The organism is Aminipila sp., assembly GCF_032051575.1.
Classification (GTDB): domain Bacteria; phylum Bacillota; class Clostridia; order Peptostreptococcales; family Anaerovoracaceae; genus Aminipila.
This window is the reverse complement of sequence record NZ_DAMBYD010000001.1, coordinates 353,835-375,957: the sequence shown is the minus strand read 5'-3', so window position 1 is coordinate 375,957 and position 22,123 is coordinate 353,835. Positions and strand designations below refer to the sequence as shown.

Here is a 22,123-nt window from a genome sequence, read left to right as displayed (position 1 = left end):
TTATTTTGATTTTCTGAAATTAAACCTTACTGTACAATTATTTTTTTAGCAAGACTTACTTCAAGTTTTCCCGCTTCACATCTTATAACAAGCTGTCCCGCTTCATTTCCGCTGGCATCATAAATGCTTCCTGGGATGCCTATGCTAAGTCCATCTCTCATTCCCTTAAAGCTTATAACTGTACCGATTAGTGGCTTATTTTTCTGTATATCTTCATCCGTTGTAAATATCTTCTTTACTATCTCTAAGTCTGTTATACGATTACTATCATATACAAAGATCTCCTTTGTAAATGTAGCGTCCGTAAGTGCTATAGCTTGTCCATTTACGTCCTGTCTATAGTATAGAGGTTCAGTAAATGTAATGGTTACAGAGCCCTCGTAAATACCGCTGCCAGATGTCGTTTCTGCAAGCAATGAGTTAACATCCCTGATATCCGGTGGAGTCATATCCGAACTTCTTAAGCCTTTAACCATCTTAACATCTGAAACCTGTTGCCCATATTTACTTATAGCAACAGCAAAGAAGTCATAAGTTAATCCAGAAACCATATGCTCGCATTTTGTAGAAAAATCTATGGCAGATGCAGTGACGTCAAAGGTTCCAAAATCTATAACATCTCCAGATGTATTTGTAGTTCCTCTAATGTCTGTCGCTTTTATCTGATTAATTCCTGCAGCTGTAGTATATCTTCCACTTGGATACATAACCCAATAAACTGTAGAAGGCGTGTTCATATTTACCATCATTTGTACAAAGTCTTTACCCTTCTCATTCCCAGCTCTTGGAGTATCATTTAGGAATACAGGTTTTGTGTATTCATTAGTTGTAAAACTTTTCTGTTCAGCAACTAGATTTTCTGCCGTCTTTCCTCTTAATACGTAGAAGAATGCATACTCTGTATCCGGCTTAAGTTCACTAAGCTCAACATAATAATCAGTTCTTGCTTTTGGCATTTCAAGTGTACCAGACTTACTTCCGTGATAAGCTGGAAGTCCTGCAAGCACTAAGTCTACAGTAGGCTCAAAATTTGCTGGCAAAGAAGCTTTAGGAACTGCAACATAATATAGTTTACCTGCTTTATCCGCAGTGGCTGTAACCTTTGTAGCTGTATCGTATACCTCAAAATCCAGTCTTTCTAGTTTAGGCTGTTCTGTATCTGCATATACTTTAGTCATTCTATATACAGTAGGATCTGTTACCGTTAGAACATCCGAGTTAGATTCTATGTATGCAATAGGGTCTGCTGGTGCATTTGCCATAATCAATTTTCCTGCTAAACCATCTAATTTAGTATCTTCCCCTATTACAGCAAGAGCCTGCAAGTTCAATTCGCCATCCCATGCAGCTGGATTATCTATACCATTCATTTTATTGATATGAACGATATAGCTGTAGGACTCATCTGTTAATTGATCAAATTTAGTAAATTTTCTGTTGCTTGTAGGTCCAACCAAATCTGCAAGGGTTCTGGCCTGGCCCGCTTCTATAATTTTATTTGTAGCAATAGCTGTAGCCGTAGTGCCACTAACCTTATAAATATCTACATTTATTACTTGATTTGAATGAAGAACTATATCATAGTATGCATCACTGTTTATTGGTAAATCAGGATTAATAGTAAAGGCTAGTTCTCTTTGTGCTTCCAAATCTACTTGTCCATTGTATCTTCCAACAAATACCCGAGGTGGAACGGTATTGAATGCATTAATCCTAGTCTTCTGCTGCATAGCATTGTTGTCAGAATCTATGATGTTACTTACTTCAAACTGATAAGATCCTCCTGTATTAAGGCCTTTACCATTTGCAAAACAATCCTTTTTAAAGGTAATAATTGTTTTTCCATCTTTCTCTGCAATCTGAGCTTTAGTAAAGTCTATAAACGAATCAGGCACTTGCTTATTTGTTGTTGTTTTTAATAAATCATAAAGTACAAGAATATTTTTTAGTTTACTTTTATCTTGTAATGTTGCTAATCTTGTTTTAGTCCCATCATCACCATAATAGTACACTATCTCATCAAACACTATTTTAATATCTGACTCTATAGTTGGCTTACCGGTTATAACTTTATCAAATTCCATAGTAGCAACTGGTGCTGACTTATCCAAAGTCTTTATTCCTAATAAAGATGCTGGCTCTGAATAGTTTCCCGCCTTATCCATTAAAAGGAAATAGATATCATATGGAGTCTGTTTAGCCAAACCCGAAATGCCTAAAGTAGCGTCTTTTTGCTCTGAAACCGTAACTTTACCACTTTTGACAGCCTTTTGGCCAGTTGTTATAGCTCGTATCTTTAGTTCTTTTATGATAGCTGCATCCGTTATGGATTCGAAATTGTCTACTGGCGGGAACTTAAAGTCCATTGGGTAAACTGCCCAATATAAAGTCCCTTCTTCCGTAGCCATATGCCTGATCTTTAAGGATGTAGCCTCACTTGGCTCGTTCCAAGGATAACCATCCATAAATTTAGGTGGAGTCTGGTCTAAAGTGGCTCCCGTTACTTTAGCTAAATTTGATAAGTTTCCACTGTCATCCCTCAATACCATATAAATATCATATGTAACGTTTTCTACCAGCTGCTTATCCCCTGTACCCTGCATAGGGATTTCTCTCGGGTCATTCATTTCACAGTTACTTTCAGATCCCAGAGCAAGAGCCCCTGAAACTTTAAGCTGAGATAAAGATTCAATAGTAGGCGGAACTGATTTTGCTGGCAGTACAGCCCAGCAAATTGTCACATTCTTAGATGGCATCGCTACCATAGTAATTGAATCTTTTGATGATTTTATTATCTTAGGCGTACTATTTAAGAACTTAGGTGCTACAATGTCTACCGTCTTAAATGTTTGTTTTTCAACACCTGATCTGTCTTCTTTTAAGTCCTCAAACACCATATAATACTCATACGTCACACCACTAGTCAGTCCTGTAACACTAATCGTCACTTCTTTATCTCCAACTACGTTAACATTTCCTGATTTAACAACATAGCGGCTATCTGGGTTTTTCACTTCTTCTTCAGACATTCCTGAATTAACTAAATCAATATTCTTTACAGCCCAGTATACTTTCCCTGGCTTATTGGTCTTGGCCAACAGCTTTACACTTGTTGACAGTAAATCCTGATACTTTGGATATGAGGACAAGAACTCTGGATTTGCATTGTTTGCTTCCGCATCAACACTGGTCATCTTCTGTCCATTTACAGTTGCTGTAACCCCTGGTCTGATATATATGTGCTCAGGCAGCATAGAGATATTGCAATCATTTGCATTAATTGAAATTTCTTCAACTTTTCCTGTACCAGTCACAGTTGACGCAGTATCACAGAAAAGAGCATATACCGTAGTATCTTTCTGTATGAAAACAGATCCTTTTACAGCATCTTCATCTACTGTTAGGGAGTCTACCGTACCCTTATCCACACTAAGTTTATTATTTTCTGCATTCACTGAAACATTTTCAAAAGCACCTGAAAGATTAAGTGTTGTTCCACTTGGTCCTTTCAATATTACATCTTTAAATGCAGTTGATTTCGAATTATCTTCCTCCAGATATGCACTGCTCTTAACGGTTGTATTGCGAATAACACTTCCGCCTTCCGCACGAACGCTCATGGTATTACCATTGCCAGAATCAATAACAAGATTATTGATATCGCAATCAGTAAGAATAACACTTACCTCTCCGCTCTGAGCATTTCCGGTCCCACTAATAATCAAATCGCCGCCTACCGTTATGTTCTCTAGCTGGGTATAACCCGTACCCATTCCGGCAGTAATATATAAATCTCCTGGAACAATTGTATTTCTTAAGCTTGCCCCTGTCTCTACAACAGAAACATTGCCATTGGCGTATCCTATATAATTGGAGCCTTGATCTTTTACTATTTCACCAGCAACTTCTGATAAAACTTTAGCCATTTCTCCACGTTTCATATAATCAGCAGGTTTAAAGGTCTGATCTGGATAACCAGATAAGAATTTCTTTTCGACTGCAGCATTTATATATTCTTTACTCCAGCCGCTAAAGTCCCTGCTATCTGCAAACTGAAGCGGGTCACTTTCAACACCTTGTATTTTAAGTGCACGGCAAAGCATGGTAACTGCCTCTTCACGTTTCAAAGGCTTGTCTGGTCCAGCTGTATCTGGATAGATACCATTAAAATAGCCTTGCTTTTTTGCAATGCTGATATCATCATAGTACCACTGTTCTTGTGGTACATCATTAAAAGCTATCGTTCCTTTTTGACTATATCCAAAAGCTCTGTTCATCATAGCAACAAATTCCGCTCTTGTTATAGAATCATCCGGATTAAGATCTCCTTCATCGTCTCCACGCATAATCTTCTGCGAGACTAAATTGTTCAGATATTGATCTGCCCAGTGTCCTGCGTAACTTTCACCCGTAGTAACATAGGCTCCGGCACATACAAACACTCCGCACAATAATATCATAAGTATTTTCTTCATAATTATCGCGTCTCCTTTCACATATAGTAATATCGCCATATAATATTTCGACATAAAATTTTATTTCTTTAATAAAATCTCGTAATATTTTTAAATTATTATATATTATACCAGTGATATCTTCAATAATTTGGAAACAAATCGTATTGTTAATTTCTTTTCCCTTTTAATTTATTTGATTTTACTTATTTTCTTTCATATTTTGACAAATTTCTATTTATAATTTAAAAATACTATGCTAATATATAGGTTATATAAGTTTATGCAAAATTAGCATCAATTGTAAGGTGGTGTTCGTGTTATGGATAATGGTTTAGACAATATGTTGGACATGTATTTGTTCGAAACAAATACACTTTTAGAGCAGTTAGACGAGTTACTACTCGAAGCAGAAAGTGCAGAATTTTTTTCAACTGACCAGATAAATGAGATTTTTAGAATCATGCATACTATAAAAGGCTCTTCAGCCATGATGCAGTTTAATTCTCTAATGACAGTTGCACATAGAATAGAAGATATGTTCTTTGTTATACGTGAAAATGGATCTGTAGAAGAAAAATACAGTCAGAAACTGTTTAATCTTATGTTTAAGGCCAGTGATTTTTTAAAAGCTCAAGTTGCTATTATTGAAGGTGGCGGTTCTCAGGAAGAAAGCGCTGACGGAATAGTTTCTGAAATTGAGCAGTTACTTGCCGTTATGAAGGGAGATACTCCCGACGATTCTGTAGTTCCTGTCTCCGATAAGGACGCAGCGGCTTCAGTCCCTCTATCTACTGATCATTCAGGGCTTTCAGTCCAATTATTTTTCGATCAAAGTAGTGGAATGGAGAGTTTAAGAGCAATTATGCTTCTTAAAAATATTTCCGAGTCATGTATCGATGATATCGATACAACCCCTGCCAGTATTGAAGCCACAACTGAAATAACCCAGTACATCATCGAACATGGTTTGACTATTAGTTTCAGATGTGATGAAGACTTTATTAATGGATTAGAAATAATAAAGCAGGATATATATGTAGATAATTATGAAATTTTGGTTGCTGCTAGAACAGAAGTTGTCACTCCTGTAGAGACAGAGGAGGTTAAAGTTATGGAAGAAAAAACTCCAGATACTAACAATCTTGACAAAAATGAAGAAGCAAAGAAAGCTGATGCAAAAACCGAGGTAAAAAAAGAAGATAAACCTGACCTTGCCAAGCATAGCAAGACTAATTTGATTAACGTAAATCTTTCAAAGCTGGATTCATTAATGGCTCTAGTTGGAGAACTGGTTATTACGCAGTCTATGGTTACCTCTTCTTCAGATTTGAAGGATCTTAAGCTTGACAATTTCACTAAATCCGCAAGGCAGCTTCGAAAGCTGACAACTGAACTTCAGGACATAGTTATGTCTGTAAGGATGGTCCCTGTTGCAGGTGTATTCCAGAAAATGAATAGAATCGTACGTGACATGGGTCAAAAACTTGGCAAAGACGTTCAGCTTGTTACCATAGGAAACGATACTGAAATTGATAAAACAATTGTTGATAGTATTCAGGACCCTTTAATGCATATTGTTCGAAACTCCATGGATCATGGTATTGAACCAGATGTGAATGATCGTATTGCTCTTGGAAAACCAAAAGAAGGCACGATTACATTAAAAGCTGAGCATACTGGTAGTGAAGTTATTATAACAATTTCAGATGATGGGCGAGGGATGGATCCTGAAAAGATTCTTGCTTCTGCCAAAGAAAAAGGGTTATTAACTAAGCCTGACAACGAATATTCCAAGAAAGAAATCCTCCAGCTTACCCTTCTTCCTGGTTTTTCAACTAAAGAAAAAGTTACGGAATTCTCTGGCAGGGGAGTCGGCATGGATGTTGTTACTAAAAATATAGAAAAAGTTGGGGGTACTGTATATATTTCCTCGGAAATTGGTGAAGGAACTCTTACTACCTTTAAGATTCCTCTTACCCTTGCTATTATTGATGGTATGGAATGCATAGTTGGTGATTACCAGTTTACAATTCCTATTGCAAATATCCGTCAGTCCTTTAAGGCTACAAAAGATGACATTATAAATGACGCTGCCCGAGGTGAGATGATTCAACGTGGAGAGGAATTTATAACACTTGTACGATTAAATAATCTATATAAAATCGGTGGAGCCATTGACGATATTGAAGAAGGTATCATTATGTGGGTAGAGTTTGCAGGGGCTTCCTACTGCTTACTAGTTGATGAGCTAATTGGGCAGCATCAGGTAGTGGTTAAACCTCTCCCACTATACTTCGGCGCTTATAATCTTCGCGATTTTGGTATAACAGGCTGCACTATCCTTGGTGATGGCAATATCAGTATTATTCTTGATGTGCCAAACATCTTCAACTTTGCAACTGGCAGACTTGATAGCAGAAATAATGCTCCTAAGGATGGGGCTTTAGAAGAAGCAGCTATGGAAAGTGACTACGTATCTGAAGATAAAGTTGATGCTGCAATGTTAAAACTGCTTACATTCACTGTAGGCGAAAAACCATTTGCCATGAATACTGACTATGTGATGGAAATTATTAATGTATTCTCTATTACCCAATTCCCATTACTTCCAGATTACATAAAGGGCGTTATAAACTTGAGAGGTCAGATTATTCCTGTTTTAGATTTACGTCTGAAGCTGGGTAATCATGAAGCCGTAGACACTGCAAGCATTAAGTCATGCATTATAATACTTGAAGTGAATTCAACTACTTTAGGTATATTGGTGGATGAGGTATTCCTTGTTGCTGATGTTGAAAAGACTGCTATTGCTCCACCTCCAGCAAATAATAAGCACGACCTGATTACAGGTATTGTAGAAATTGAAGAAATGGTACATTTAATCTTCGACTTATCCACACTTACTAAAGTTGTATAAGTATACATCTGTTCAAAAGGAGACATGTTATGCTTACTATTTCAGAAAAAGATTTTGTTAGATTAACTGATTTTATCATTAAAAATTATGGTATAAACTTAAAAGCAAAAAAAGTTTTAATTGAAGGCAGACTTTCAAATTATCTTACTGCTGAAGGCTATAAATCTTTTACGGAATACGTTGACCATATTATCTCTACGAAAAATAGTAATGATATGGAAATGATGCTTAACAAGTTGACTACAAATCATACGTTCTTCATGAGGGAAGAAAATCATTTTACTTTTTTTAATGATATTATTTTACCTTATTTGGAGAAAACTAATAAAAATCACAGCCTTAGCGTTTGGAGCGCGGGCTGTTCCTCAGGTGAGGAACCCTATACTCTTTCAATAATAATGAAAGAATATTTTAAATCAAAGCCAGTTAAGTGGGATACTCGGCTTTTAGCTACTGATATATCGCAAAATGCTTTAGGAAAGGCTACAAAGGGGTTTTATAATGGAGATTCTTTAAAAGCACTTCCTGAAGTATGGAAGAGTTCTTATTTTACAAAAAAGGACGATGGTTATCAGGTTACTGACGAATTGAGAAAAAATGTTATTTTTAAAACTTTTAATCTGATGGAACCTATTCAGTTTAAAACTAAATTTGATGTTATTTTCTGCCGAAATGTTATGATTTATTTTGACAAACCTACTAAGGCTGCTTTGATACAAAGATACTATGATGCTTTAAATCCAGGTGGCTATTTATTAATCGGTCATTCAGAAACTGTAGACAGAGATGAGTCCGATTTTGAATACATTATGCCTGCGACTTACAGAAAGCCACTTTAAGGAGGTAGTCTTATGGCAATTGAAGGTAGAAACATACGCGTATTAGTGGTTGACGACTCCGCAGTGTACAGAACATTAATTTCTACTAATTTGTCCAGTAAAGCCGGTATACAGGTTGTCGGAGCTGCATATGATGCTTTTGATGCCCAGGAAAAAATTGCCAGTCTTAAGCCTGATATAGTAACATTAGATGTTGAAATGCCCAAAATGAGCGGCATTGAATTAACTAAAAAACTTATGTCTACAGCCCCACTGCCTATTATATTAGTCAGTTCAGCCAATATTAATGTATTTGATGCGTTACAGGCAGGAGCATTAGATTTTGTAAAAAAGCCTGATGCAAGTCGTTCAGTTTCTCCAGAAGCCTTTATTGATGAACTTGTTTCAAAGATTAAGGTGGCTTCTATAGCAAAAATTTCAAATCATTTATTGGCTCGGCCTGTTGCTGAAACCGTGCATGCTGCTGAAATCTCTACTGCTACAAATTCAGTAAATAGTATTTTAGGGAAGTCCCCTTCCGATTTTTCAGATAGCATTTGTAATTCTGCGCTTATTGCGCTTGGGGCTTCTACTGGAGGTACCGAAGCTATTTTTGAAGTATTAAAAAGGCTTCCTGCAAAGATTCCTCCACTACTTATCGTTCAGCACATGCCGCCAGTTTTTACAAAGCTTTATGCTGAACGTTTAAACAAACTGTGTGCTATGAATGTCAAAGAAGCGCAGGATAATGATGTTGTAGTTCCCGGTCAGGTATATATCGCGCCAGGTGATTGCCAGATGAGGCTAATCAAGGTGGCAGGTACTTACAAGCTTAGTTGTAAGGGTACTGAGAAAGTCAGTGGTCACTGCCCTTCTGTTGATGCTTTATTTGATTCAGTTGCTAAAGAATCATCAAGAAAGAACGTTGGTATTATTTTGACAGGAATGGGAAAAGATGGTGCTTCAGGTCTATTAGAAATGAAAAATAAAGGAGCTTACACCCTTGGTGAAAGTCAGGAATCCTGTGTTGTTTATGGAATGCCTATGGTAGCACAAAATATTGGTGCTGTTATGATTCAAGCTAGTAACAAAGAAATCCCCAACTTACTTATAAAACACCTTAACACACTAGGATAATAAAGGAGTTACAAGTCTAACATGGATGACAGAAAAATTGTTTTTGCACTAGATATTGGTACACGATCTGTTGTAGGTATCGTGGGTGCATTAAAAGATGGTAATTTTAGTATCTTAGATTATGAACAAGAATTTCATGAAAAACGAGCTATGCGTGATGGCCAGATTGAAGACATAGACTTAGTTGCACGTATAGCAAACAGCGTTAAATCAAAACTGGAGCAGCGTAGCGGACAGACCTTTACTAAGGTTTCTATTGCTGCTGCTGGACGAGCTTTACGTACTGCTTCAGCTTCTTTTTCATATGATTTAATTCCCAATGAACCTATTACACAAAAAATAATCCAATACATGGAATACTCTGCTATAGAGAAAGCACAGGAAGCCTTCTTATCTGAATCCTCTAATCTGGAATCAGGTGGCAGGGATTATTATTGTGTCGGATATAGCGTTACTGACTATTCATTGGATGATTATAAAATTAAAAATCTAGAAGGTCAAAAAGGCACAAAAGCTGTAGCCAATATTATTGCAGCCTTCTTACCCTCCAGTGTATTAGTCAGCCTTTATGCGGTAACAGCACGTTGTGGACTTGAAGTGGATAATTTAACACTTGAGCCTATCGCAGCAATACATGCTGTTGTTCCTGATGATGTAAGATTCTTAAATATTGCGCTGGTTGATATCGGGGGAGGTACTTCTGATATTGCAATTTCTCGTGATGGCAGTGTCATCGCTTATGATATGGTCACGATTGCAGGTGATGAAATCACCGAAGCGCTTATGCAGCATTATCTTACGAATTTTGCTACAGCCGAACGAATTAAGCTTATGCTGAGCGGTGAAGAAAAAATTGAATTTAAAGATATTCTTGGCAATCAGGTTACACTGACCCCTGATGAGGCTTTTGCATCTGTAAAAGAAACGATTAACTCCTTGGCAGATGCTATCAGTCAGAGAGTACTACTTATAAATGGTTCCGCACCAGCCGCCGTATTTTTAGTTGGCGGTGGCAGCCAGATTCGAGGTCTTTGTAAGGTTGTTGCTGAAAAACTTGGCATGGCTGCTAACAGGGTTGCTATTGGTGTTGTAAATACGGACAATAACTTATCTTTATTTAGTGAAAGTTTATATAGCCCGGCTTTTGTTACTCCAATCGGTATAGGTATTGTTTCCTCCCTTTACAGAGGATGTGACTTTTTCGCTATATCGGTAAATGGTAAACGCATTATGCTATTCAATCATCAAACTATCAAAGTTATTGATGCACTTATGTTTTCAGGTATAAAACCTTCCAATTTGATTGGTCTTACCCCGCCAAATTTAGTGTATACATTAAATGGCGTTAAGAAAACAGTAAAAGGAACTCCTGGAATACCTGGAGAATTGCTGGTGAATGGTTTCCCTGCTACTATTGAGACAGAAATCAAGCAAGGTGATGAGATCACCGTTACATTAGCAAAAAATGGTCAACCGCCATCACTAACGTTACAAGAGGCTTTATCCGAGTTTAATTTAAAGGATATAACTTTGCTTATGGTCAATGACCTGAAAATTGATTTCCAGGATAAAGATGCTTTAGAAGCTCGTAAAATCAGTTACATGGACCAGATTAATGTAACTGTGCTGGATGAGGATGAGATAGAATACTCTGATCACTTGTCAAGTATGGCTGTTCCCCCAATTCCTACTATTGAATTCAATAGTAACGATTCTGAATCGAAAGTAAATTCTGATGCAAAAATAAGTAATGTGGAAATTAATAAAATTTATTCTCATGCTCTAGAGCAGTCTAACGTTTCTCTGTTACTTGCAGATGATGATTTTGAGGATAATACAGATACATTAAAACGTACCGAAATATCGGTGACCTTAAATGGGAATCCCGTGCATTTATTTCAAGAGACAGAGGAACCTTTAATCCTAATGCATCTTCTAAAATATGCTGACCTAGATGTTGCAAAGCCTAAAGGTGAGCTTGTCTTAAAGATAAATGGAAATGATGCAAACTATGCAGACTCACTTAATGATCACGACGTTGCTATCATAAAGTGGAGTGAAGAAATTTAATTATAGATATTGTAAAAAGAGAGATTTCGAAGACATTTAAATCTCTCTTTTTTTATATAATCACTGGCCTCTTTATTACTTTAAATTATCGCTTTTCATAAAAATTTCAAAAAATTATTAAAGGTTTACATTTTATAGCCGATATATAGGTTGAAGTTTTATATAACTAAGCTGAACAAAGAGGTGTTTATTATGAAAATTACAGGGAATTATTTTAATACCCCAATTAATAAAAAAAGTATACAAAATCAACCCAATACTGAAAAGCCAAAATTTAAGGGGCACCTTCAGAACATGGATTCCATTACTATAAGTGCTTCCAAGGAACAAATTGCTGAAGCACAATTTGTGAATACATTAAAGGGCAAAATTTCTGCTGAAGTAAAAGCAGATATTCCCGCTGAAGAACTGGATAACCTTGCAGGACAGATTTCCAGAGGCGAATACGAAATTGGAGCCAATGAAGTTGCAAAGAAAATACTATTAGCTGGAAGCGAATCAGAAAACGCTTAAATTCTAAAATAAATTATCTGATGGGAGCTTAATTATGAATAACTATGTAGAAATTAAAGAGATAATGGACGAATATATCAAACTAATGGATAAACTAATTAGTTTTGAACAAGAAAAATTAGAAGCCATTAAAGATAAAAAAATGGATCAGATGGATATGTTTTTAAAGGAAGAACAAGCATATATCCTTCAGCTTAGAGGCTTAGATGGGAAAAGAGAAGCTACTCAGAAGCGGCTTGGTGTTGAGGGCCTGACATATCGACAGATTATAAACCAAATTGAACAGACCGAGGACTCACTTAGAGTTGAATTGGAAAATTCGTATCAGGTCTTATCTATAAAGACAAAACAATTTAAAGAAATTATTAGTACAATAAAAACATATATCGATATAAGGCTTCATACTATTGATGCTTTCATAGAAAGAATTAGTGCCGCCCCACCCCAAAGTGTTCAAAGCGGTATTTATGATAAAATCGCAAACCAAAATGACGATGTGAATAATAGAATTAGTAGATTTAAATCAACTAAAGCTTAATATACGGAGGATAACATGTTAAGATCAACATTTTACTCTTTTACAACAGCCCTGAGAGGCTTAAATACTGCACAAAAACAATTAGACGTTACGGGTCAGAACATTTCTAATGTAAGCACAACAGGTTACACAAGACAACGGGCTGATATCTATTCTGCTGCTGCCGGAGGCTATGGTGATAGGTATGGAACTCGTAGCTCTACTATGGTTGGTCAAGGTGTTATTGTGGGAAGCATATCCCAGAGCAGAGACCAGTTTCTTGATGTCCGCTATCGAAGAGAAGCGGCGAACTTAGGTGAGCAAGGAGCAAAACTTGATACCATGAATGATCTATCTTTAGTTGTTGATGAAATCGAAAAGAAAGGTCTTATGACTAGCTTCAATGATTTTGTTACAAAGCTACAGTCCTTAGCTGGGAATGCAGATAGTTCAGAATTTGATAGTATTGCAAGAAATGCTGCTTCTACATTAGTAAAGCAGTTTAATCAGTATGCACGTCAGATTTCTACTGTTCGAGAACAAAAAGAATATAACCTAAAAGAAGTTACTGGGAAAACCCTTAATGATTTAATGACTAATATTTCTGAGCTAAACAAAAGTATTCGTAATGTTCAGTGCAATGGTGGTCCTGCTTTAGAGCTTAAAGATGAAAGGAATTTACTTTTAGACCAACTTTCAGATTATATGAAGATCGATGTAAAATATACGCCTAAAGAAGTTGCTGGTGGAATTATTGTTGAAGATGTTTCTATCAGCATGGTTGGTGAAGACGGCAGCAGTCAGCCATTAATTTATAATGATACTGCAGCCACTTTTAATGTAAAAACAAAGGGCAAAGATGGTACTGACAGGGCCATTGTAACCATTGATAATTCCGCATTACCTGCAAAGGAAACTTTAACCAAGATTAATGATTTACTGCAGTCCATATCTTTTAGTAATACTTCACTGCAGAATGTTAATAAGGCATTGGCGAAGCTTTATCCCAGCGATGCAAGTTCGTCGCCTGCTGGCGGTCCACTTGATTATACACGTATTCCAAACAAAATTGCTGCTATCGATAAATCCATCACTGATACAAATGGATTGGATGATCAAATTGCAACAGCCACGACTGCAGTAACGGATGCTCAGGCAGCTCTTGATACGAAACTTGCGGATACTGCTAATCCACCTACGGCAACCGAACTGCAAACTTTAAGAAAAGCTATATCAGACGCAGTCACTGCTAAAGATGCTCTTGTTACTCAGAAACAAGCCGCATTAAAAGAAAAAGATACACTTACTGAATATAAAAATGCAGCCACTGAATATGTAAATGGTAGAACCGCTTGTGATGCTAAATTAAATTCAATTCTTTCTGCTCCCCCTTATAATATAACAGCCGCTCAGAATTATTTGGTTGCTGGGGATTTTACCAGCTGCTACTATACCTTTAAAGCTGGTGTTAACGATATTAAGGATAGCGATGGTAATCCGATTAAGTGGGATGCGGGCAGTAAATGTACTCAGCTTGACAGAGATGGTCTAGCGCAAATAGGGGTGAAGTTTACTGATAATTTTGATGCTGAAAAACTTGCATCTCCTGGCTCTCTTAAAGGTGCTATCGATATGCTGAACAGCGAGGGGATATTTGATTATAAAGCAAATGAAACCCGTGGTATAGGTTATTATGAAAGTATGCTTGATTCTCTGGCAGATAAGCTGGCAAATACTTTAAATAAATTAAATGATAAAGAAAAGACTACCATAAAGGAAAATCTTTTTCAAACATCCGACGGTTCCAGTCAATTTACTGCTTCAAATTTGAAGATTGCAGATGGCTGGCTAAATGGAACATATGGTGTCACTGCAACTAAACAAACCCAAGTAGGCAGCAGCACTAGTGGCACTGGTCAAAATGATAATATATTATTGATGATTTCAACTATTTCCGCAAAACTGAATTACTCTACTGGGCCAGTACCCAATAAAGATGCCAACGGAAATTATTTAAAAACTGCTGCTGATGGTACAACCAGCATTGTTGCAAACGGTAGAGATTCCAACGGAAATTATACTTTAAATGGTGCTTTAGTTTCCAATAAAGATATGGTAAATTTTAAATCCATATCTCTTACATATGTAGATGCGACTCATTATACCTCTGGTGGGAATACCTATACAAAAACTGCTGATAACGTATTTGCTTATGATGATGGTTTCGGAAACGTCACAGCTGTAAATAGTGACGGTATCTTATATAAAGGCGACGGCACCACTGGAGAGCATCAGCTGGATGCCAACATGTTATCCGCAACCCCTGCGAACTCAAATACTTATCTTGCTGCTGACGGATTAACTGCAATTACTAATGGGAAAGATGCGAATGGTAACTATACGTTAAACGGGGCTTTAGTCCCTTCTATCTATAAATCCAAAACGCTGACACCGTCTGGTTCGGATTATACTGATGATGATGGGCATTTATATACAAACACCGGTCCAAACATCTATACATATACGGATGGTTCAGGAAACATCACAGCTGTTAACAGTAGCGGCCTTCTTTACGAAGGAAACGGAAGCACCGGAAAGTATCAGCTGGATTCCACAAAATTACCAGCATCCGCCGCAAGTTCAAACACTTACATGGGTTCAGACGGTGTAACTGTTCTGGCAAACGGTAAAGATGTTGATGGAAACTATACCATGACGACAACTGATGTTTCAGGCAAGAAAACGACTGTCACAGTTGCTAATGCTGATGGTGTCCTATATAAAACTGAACCTGATGGATCCAATTCTAAGGATAAAGATGGGAATCTTATTTTAGATACCAACAGCCAAAGCAAATTAGATTACAGAAGTCAAAGCTTTTTATACAAGGGAACATTTGGAGAATACCTAGCAAATATTGCGAATGTACTATCTTTGGACGTAAGTTCCACTAGCAATCTTTCTGCTAATCATGAAACGATCCTAAAAAGTATCCAGACTGCTAAAGATGGCATATCCACCGTTTCCCTTGACGAAGAAGGTGTCAGTATTATGCAGTATCAAAAGGCATACAATGCAGCAGCCAGATTAATGACTGCCCTTGATGAGTCTGTAGAGCGAATAATAAACCAAATGGGTACGGTTGGTAGATAAGAAAATGAGGTGAATAGACTATGAGAGTTACTCAAACTATGATGGCGCGTCAATATACAAGTCGTATAAGCGGCACATTAAATGATTTAAATTATGTAAATAAGCAAGTAGGTACGGGCCGTAAGTTCTTTAAAGGGTCGGAAAACCCAGCTGGTGCAGCTAAGGCTTATCAGCTTAGACGTCAGGTTTCGCAGGCTAATGACTATGTGGCAAACAATGAAGATGCCCAGTCTACGGTTAATACAAAGCAAGGCACCCTGACGCAGGTTAGTAAAGCCTTAGAAGATGTGTATAACAATTTGCTTGGAGTTAAGACGGGTACCAAGGACCAGGCCTCCGATAAAGCCATCGTTGCTAAGCTGTTCAGAGGTGCTCAGGAAACAATTATTAACGATATGAATACAAAATATGGAGATAAATTTCTATTTGGTGGAAACAATGTAAGTGATGTGCCTTTTGTACTAAAAGGAGATACCCTAACCTATCGAGGTGTAGATGTAAACGGGAAAACCGACTATATGTGGCCAACAGGTACTGAAAAGGCCGGACAGACTGAAGATTCTAACACACTTTTAAAGCAGCTCTCTGGAGATACCCTTTACACAGATTTAGGCTTTGGCCTTAGTTTTAAAGATGGGGAAATCGTATCCAGCAGTGTTTTCAACACGGCCACTGCAGGCATTAATGTTTTAGGATACGGCTCTGATGGAGACGGACTCTCCAACAATATCGTTTCACTAATTGGACAGATGGCTACAATGCTTGAAAAGGATTGCGATCCCTCAGCTTTAGATCCCTATTTAACCAAATTTAAAGATTTGAAGCAAAATGTTTTAAACGCTACGACACAAATAGGCAGTGACAGTATGTTTTTAGAATACTCGCAAAGCAGGCTTGAAGACATCCAGGATAACTTAGCAACCAAGGTTAGTAATACAGAATACATTGATTCAGAAGAAGCAATTATGAACTTAAACACCATTGACTACATGTATCAGGCGCTGCTTAAAACCGGTAAAAATATTTTATCCAATTCTTTTATAGATTTTATGTCCTAAAATGTGTGTTTTTTTCAAGGAGGGATCAAAATGCAGCAGCTTATAGAAATCAAAACAATTCCCATTGCTATTGATTTTAAAATAACGGAGGGCCAATTTGTACCAGCACAGTCTACAGCTGAATTAGAGATGCATACGGATAAAGGCGGGCTGGAAATAAAAAGCAGGCCCATTAAATTAAATATTGACACCTACGAAGCCAGAAAAAGTGCAAGCAACGAATCTGCTACGGATAGTGTAAAAAGCTATGCTTCTGCCGGTAAGCAGGCCGCATATGAGGCCACTGCCCGATATGTTCAAGAAGGCGACATTCTGATGAACGTTAAGTTTACAGACGATGCTCTGAATCAAATTGCAGACCTGCGCTTACGTACAGATGACCACGTTACTCCAAATATTAAATGGATACCTGACTGCCCCGCTGATATCACTTTTGAGCCTGGTGAGATGTCCATAAAATATGAAATGGATAAACTGAACTTTGATTTTAAGCAGAATAAACAGCCGCTTAAATTTGTTCCTGGAGATATCGAATTTATTGTGACACAACGTCCTCAGGTCATCGTAAAATATATAGGCGGTCCTATTTATGTCCCACCAAGTGCTAATCCAGATTATGTTGAAACAGACGTATAATGCTTTTAAGAAAAATTTGAGGGAGTAATGAATGAACACAAAATATTTTGGTGATATCACCATAAAACAAGAGGAAATTATAACCTTTACTTCCGGCCTCTTTGGCTTTGAGGATAAACTGAAGTATATTTTATTAAGTTTTTTAGATAATAATGATGAGTCCAGTGAAGATTTCCTGCTTTGCCTACAGTCTGTGGAAGATCCAAACCTGGCATTAATCGTAATAAATCCTTACTATGTATGCTCTGAATACGATCCTTATCAGCTTTCTGATAAGCTTTTAGCCGAGATTCAACTGGGACAAGAAACGAAACATACAGTTTGCTGCGTAGCTGTTATTAACGATAACTTTGAAGAATCAACAATCAACTTAAAATGCCCTATTATCATCAATTTAGAAAATAAACTGGCCAAACAGTTTATCTTAGAGGATTCCGATTATTCTATGCGGCACCCTGTAACAGTTAAGGAGGTATAACCATGCTTATATTAACAAGAAAGCAAGGTGAATCGTTCCTTTTGGGGGAAAATATCCAAATATCTATTGCTGAAATTAATGGGGATCGGGTACGTATTGCCATTGATGCCCCTAAGGATGTTAAGATTCTGAGGAAAGAGCTTAAAGAGGCAGGCGATTTAAATATGGAAGCTGCCTCTACAGCAAAGATTCCTACAGCGGAAACCCTTTCTAACATCGCTAATTTTGCTGGGAAATTTAAAGAAAAGAAATAAAAATGAAATTAGTTTTGCCCTATTTTATAGTGGCAAAATTTTTTTGTTTTTTGACAATTTTTTTCGTAAAAAGACTTAAGTTTTTATCTAAATAAACGATATATTACACATAAAGATACCAAGCTATAATAGTACGGATTGTGGATTGGTTCTCAATAATTTTTATCATCATTTTAAATGAGCAACGGATTGCTCAAGATAATTCAAGGAGGAATTAAAATGAGAATACAACATAATATAGCTGCACAAAACTCTTACAGACAGCTAGGTGGAAACAACACTGCTTTAGGCAAGAACTTAGAAAAATTATCATCTGGTTACAAAATCAACAGAGCTGGCGACGATGCTGCTGGATTAGCAATTTCCGAAAAAATGAGATCACAGATCACTGGTCTAAAGAAGGCTCAGGACAATGCTAACGATGGTATCTCCCTAGTACAGACTGCTGAAGGAGCTTTAACTGAAGTTCACAGCATGCTGAACAGAATGGTTGAATTAGCAGACCAGTCTGCTAATGGAACTTTTGATAACGAAACTGACAGAAAAAACTTACAGAAAGAAGTCACTTCATTAAAATCTGAAATCGACAGAATTTCCGAAGGAACTAACTTTAACGGTATCAAGCTTCTTGACGGTTCTATGGGTGGTGCTGGAAGTACTGGTGTAACCATTGCAAAGGCTGATCCTGGAATTAAGAATAAAATTGTAGATGATAATGGCAAAGACGTTGCCATATCTTTTACAGGAATTAATAAAGACGATACAGTGACACTTAGCACCACTACTACTGCTGATAAAGAAGCAGTTTTAAAGGTTTACGATGAAACACAAAGTAAAGCTCTTGGTAAAGATGTGTTTAACTACACCGTTACATTGAAAGAGGGGAAGTCTTATACTCAGTCAGATATCGACAAGCTAATGGGCGATGCTGGTATCAAGATGAGTATTTCATCAGACAGAATCACTGTTTCCGATGCCGTTGATTCAACTCAGGCTTCAATTACTAGTGTTAAGGCAAATACTGCTACTCAGGCAACTGGTACCTTAGGCAAAATTGAAATGCAATCCACTGTAGCTGGTGCTAAAACTAATAAAATCGAATTTTTCCAGAGTAAAGGTGAAAAAGGTGTAACGTTTGATGCAGCAGATGGTAGCGTTTCAATTTCCTTGGATTTTGGAAATAAGACATACTCCCAGGATGAACTGAACAAGATGCTTGAAGATGCTGGTGCAACAGTAAGATTTACATCTGGGGATATTCAAAAAGGTACATTATTCCAATCTACTGATCTAGATACTGCTGCTGCTCAAAAATTGGACTTAGCTTCTGATGCAACTTTAACTGTTGGCACTAAGGTTACTACCGGTTCTGGTGCTAAATCTGGTACTGGTGCAGAAGGTCTAAGTGGTTCACTAGATCTTCAGATTGGCGACTCCGCTGCTGCTTATAACAAGGTTTCTGTTCGTGTTAACAGTATGGATACCAAGACTTTAGGTCTTTCTGACGTAGATATCAGTACTCAGGATGGAGCGAAAGCTGCTATTGCTAAGATTAACGCTGCTATTAACAGTGTTTCTGGAACTAGAGGTGATTTAGGTGCTGTACAGAACAGATTAGAGCACACTATCAATAACTTAGGTGTAACTGAAGAAAATATGACTTCTGCTGAATCACGTATCAGAGATACAGATATGGCGAAGGAAATGATGCAGTATACTAAGAACAACATCTTAGTACAGGCTTCTCAGGCTATGTTGGCTCAGGCTAACCAGTTACCACAGGGTGTTCTTAAGCTTTTAGGCTAAACCTAAGCTTAGGAATCCACTTAATTAAATTTTCGCTCTTTAAGGGCATAAAAAAGCAGGCACCGTACGAGCCTGCTTTTTATTTTCTCTTTGTTAGTTATCCATTTCAAGGACTCTCTCTAGTTCGGATATTCCTTTTTCATCTTTTCCATTTATTATTTTATACTCATTCAATAGCTTGATAGCTTCATCATGAAAACCCTGCTGGTTTATCTCTTTAATCTTCTCTTTGATTCTATTGGCATATAAGTTAAATTCCAGTTCATTAATCCTATTTTTATTTGAAGCATGCTTATCCTGTGATAACATACTATCCAGCATTAATTTTACAATATCAGCCATAACCGGATAGTTTTTTACGGCAACTCTATAGCAACTCATACCCTCTTTAAAATGATTATTTTCTATAGCCATTAATGCCTTTTTAGCAAAATAAATAAATCTGCTGCTTCTATCTAAATTTAATATCCCAATATCTGTCAGGATGTCTGCCTTATATATTCTTTTTAAATACATATCACCTATATCTATATATTTTTTAAATAACGCTTCCTTTTGTTCATTATCTAGTCCTGATCCCGTTTTTAGAATTGCGATTTCACTGACACACAATATTAAATATAGTTTCCTGGTTTCAATATTGGAACTTATATCTGAACTACCTTCAAGATTTCTTAGTATAAATACGTCCAAATTATTGTAAATAGCAAAAGCTTTTCTTGTGTATAATTGTATATCATCATGATCTATCTTTTCTATAATCTCATCTATATCCAAATCAAAAATCATTGCCCAGATTATCATTTCTGAACAAATTTCCTGAGCTAATACATGCTTTTCTTCCAGATATTGCTTCAATACGTCAATTTGATCGGCCTTGTTTATAAACATGCTATACCTAAAGTTCTGCAACATTAAATACTCGTCGCAACACTCCTTATTAATCTCTTTATCCAATTCTTCGTTAAATGCAACACAGATGTTCAGCATAGCATCTCCGCTATTAATAGCTAACTCCTCAGCCACATCTATAATTACTTGTCTGTTTAAAGGTTTACATTCTTTATATTTTTGTGCTACTAACTTAAAATTATCTATACTATCTGCACAAAAGCATAAGATTTTTACTGCCTCAACCAGTTCTTCCTTTGGCATATCAGAAAAATCTAAATTACATAGTTCTTCATTAGCCTCACCAATTTTTTGTTTTAAGATCAATCCCTTTATTTTCAATAGCCTCACTGAAAGGCAATAGTTTTTATCTGTAAATTTAGGTGGACACAATAAAAATGCCTCGCCTAATACTAATTTACCTTTTTCGAATTTATCAAATAATTTTAGAAATTTATCGCATAGTTCAAGTGCCTTATCCGTCTCTCCCGCTACATGATACAAACTTGCTAAAACCGCAGTTAAGTCTAAATCCCAAGCGCTCTCTTTCCGTCTGTTTTTGGAATTTCTTTCAAGAAGCTCAATGCCCTTATATTGAAAACGATCTTTATAGGATAATGCGCTATAGTATAGAAAATAAGAAAAATATAAATTAGTGCTATCATTTTCCTCAAGCAGCTTACATTTTTCTCTCACAAATAATTTAAATTCATCTTCCATTGCTCCAGCTTTATACTGCTGCGCCAATAAATATGCCGTTCTCATGTCCGATGGGTTTTCATTATAATCCTTCAAAAGTAATTTTATATTTCTCTCATGTCTCTCCTTACTTTTTTCTATATCAAAATCGTTTGCATATGAAGTATGCTTAACAAAAGATGAAAGCAGTTTATTGGGTTCCTTTTTGGGAAGATATTCATGAATTCTACCCTTAAACTCCATGGACTTAGTTCTTTTAAACATTCTTACTATGTACTGTTCTAAATAATCATTTTCATCGTTTTTGTGTATAAAGTTTCTTATTTTGTATGATGCACTATTATACTTTTTATACTCTTCAGTTTTAAAGAATTCTACTATATCGGAGCATTCATCAAACCATTCATCCGCATCCATAAACATAAACCACTTGCCTTTTGCTTTTTCAAGGCCAAAATTACGTGCTGCTGCGAAATCGTCGCACCATTCAAAGGAATATACCTCCTCCGTATATTTCTTTGCTATTTCTACTGTTTTGTCCGTTGAGCCAGTATCTGTTATAATCAACTGGCAAGGGACCTCCTTCATTAGGCTTTCTAAAGAATCTAAACAACGTGTCAAATTTTGTTCTTCATTTTTTACGATTAGTCCGATTGATAATATTACATCGTTTTTTTTATTCATTTGTTTCTCCTCCCAAGAGTCTGGTTTTATACAGC

Annotated in this window: 14 protein-coding genes; 12 read left to right on the top strand and 2 right to left on the bottom strand. The window is 36.7% G+C overall.

Annotated elements, in window-relative coordinates; all coding sequences use genetic code 11:
* Positions 1 to 26 precede the first annotated feature (26 nt).
* Complete coding sequence (locus RTW14_RS01745) at positions 27 to 4,475, bottom strand: S-layer homology domain-containing protein (RefSeq protein WP_312647740.1); 4,449 nt, start codon at positions 4,473 to 4,475, stop codon at positions 27 to 29.
* A 301-nt stretch (positions 4,476 to 4,776) separates the two neighbouring features.
* Between RTW14_RS01745 and RTW14_RS01740 the strand changes: the two genes are divergently transcribed.
* From RTW14_RS01740 to RTW14_RS01685, 12 genes are all read left to right on the top strand, one after another.
* Positions 4,777 to 7,374 carry a chemotaxis protein CheA gene (locus RTW14_RS01740; RefSeq protein ID WP_312647738.1) on the top strand — a complete coding sequence of 866 codons (2,598 nt, stop codon included), beginning with the start codon at positions 4,777 to 4,779 and terminating at the stop codon, positions 7,372 to 7,374.
* A 29-nt stretch (positions 7,375 to 7,403) separates the two neighbouring features.
* Positions 7,404 to 8,213 (top strand): CheR family methyltransferase, encoded by an 810-nt coding sequence (locus RTW14_RS01735; RefSeq protein WP_312647736.1) that lies wholly within the window; start codon positions 7,404 to 7,406, stop codon positions 8,211 to 8,213.
* A gap of 12 nt (positions 8,214 to 8,225) precedes the next feature.
* Positions 8,226 to 9,329, top strand: a complete 1,104-nt coding sequence (locus RTW14_RS01730; RefSeq protein ID WP_312647734.1) for a protein-glutamate methylesterase/protein-glutamine glutaminase — start codon at positions 8,226 to 8,228, stop codon at positions 9,327 to 9,329.
* 21 nt (positions 9,330 to 9,350) lie between these two features.
* Positions 9,351 to 11,399, top strand: a complete 2,049-nt coding sequence (locus RTW14_RS01725; RefSeq protein ID WP_312647732.1) for a cell division protein FtsA — start codon at positions 9,351 to 9,353, stop codon at positions 11,397 to 11,399.
* Between the two features lie 192 nt (positions 11,400 to 11,591).
* Positions 11,592 to 11,912 carry a flagellar biosynthesis anti-sigma factor FlgM gene (locus RTW14_RS01720; RefSeq protein WP_312647731.1) on the top strand — a complete coding sequence of 107 codons (321 nt, stop codon included), beginning with the start codon at positions 11,592 to 11,594 and terminating at the stop codon, positions 11,910 to 11,912.
* A 34-nt stretch (positions 11,913 to 11,946) separates the two neighbouring features.
* Positions 11,947 to 12,450, top strand: coding sequence for a flagellar export chaperone FlgN (gene flgN / locus RTW14_RS01715; RefSeq protein WP_312647730.1), 504 nt, complete (start codon positions 11,947 to 11,949; stop codon positions 12,448 to 12,450).
* A 15-nt stretch (positions 12,451 to 12,465) separates the two neighbouring features.
* Positions 12,466 to 15,582, top strand: coding sequence for a FlgK family flagellar hook-associated protein (locus RTW14_RS01710; RefSeq protein WP_312647728.1), 3,117 nt, complete (start codon positions 12,466 to 12,468; stop codon positions 15,580 to 15,582).
* Between the two features lie 20 nt (positions 15,583 to 15,602).
* Entirely contained in the window at positions 15,603 to 16,640 is a 1,038-nt protein-coding gene (locus tag RTW14_RS01705) for a flagellin N-terminal helical domain-containing protein (protein WP_312647727.1), read from the top strand.
* Between the two features lie 30 nt (positions 16,641 to 16,670).
* Entirely contained in the window at positions 16,671 to 17,276 is a 606-nt protein-coding gene (locus tag RTW14_RS01700) for a DUF6470 family protein (RefSeq protein WP_312647726.1), read from the top strand.
* A 31-nt stretch (positions 17,277 to 17,307) separates the two neighbouring features.
* Positions 17,308 to 17,754 (top strand): flagellar assembly protein FliW, encoded by a 447-nt coding sequence (fliW, locus tag RTW14_RS01695; RefSeq protein ID WP_312647724.1) that lies wholly within the window; start codon positions 17,308 to 17,310, stop codon positions 17,752 to 17,754.
* A 2-nt stretch (positions 17,755 to 17,756) separates the two neighbouring features.
* Positions 17,757 to 18,008 (top strand): carbon storage regulator, encoded by a 252-nt coding sequence (locus RTW14_RS01690; protein ID WP_312647722.1) that lies wholly within the window; start codon positions 17,757 to 17,759, stop codon positions 18,006 to 18,008.
* Between the two features lie 219 nt (positions 18,009 to 18,227).
* Entirely contained in the window at positions 18,228 to 19,814 is a 1,587-nt protein-coding gene (locus RTW14_RS01685; protein ID WP_312647720.1) for a flagellin N-terminal helical domain-containing protein, read from the top strand.
* A gap of 93 nt (positions 19,815 to 19,907) precedes the next feature.
* Here RTW14_RS01685 and RTW14_RS01680 read toward each other — a convergent pair whose 3' ends face one another.
* Entirely contained in the window at positions 19,908 to 22,088 is a 2,181-nt protein-coding gene (locus tag RTW14_RS01680) for a glycosyltransferase family 2 protein (protein WP_312647719.1), read from the bottom strand.
* Positions 22,089 to 22,123 lie beyond the last annotated feature (35 nt).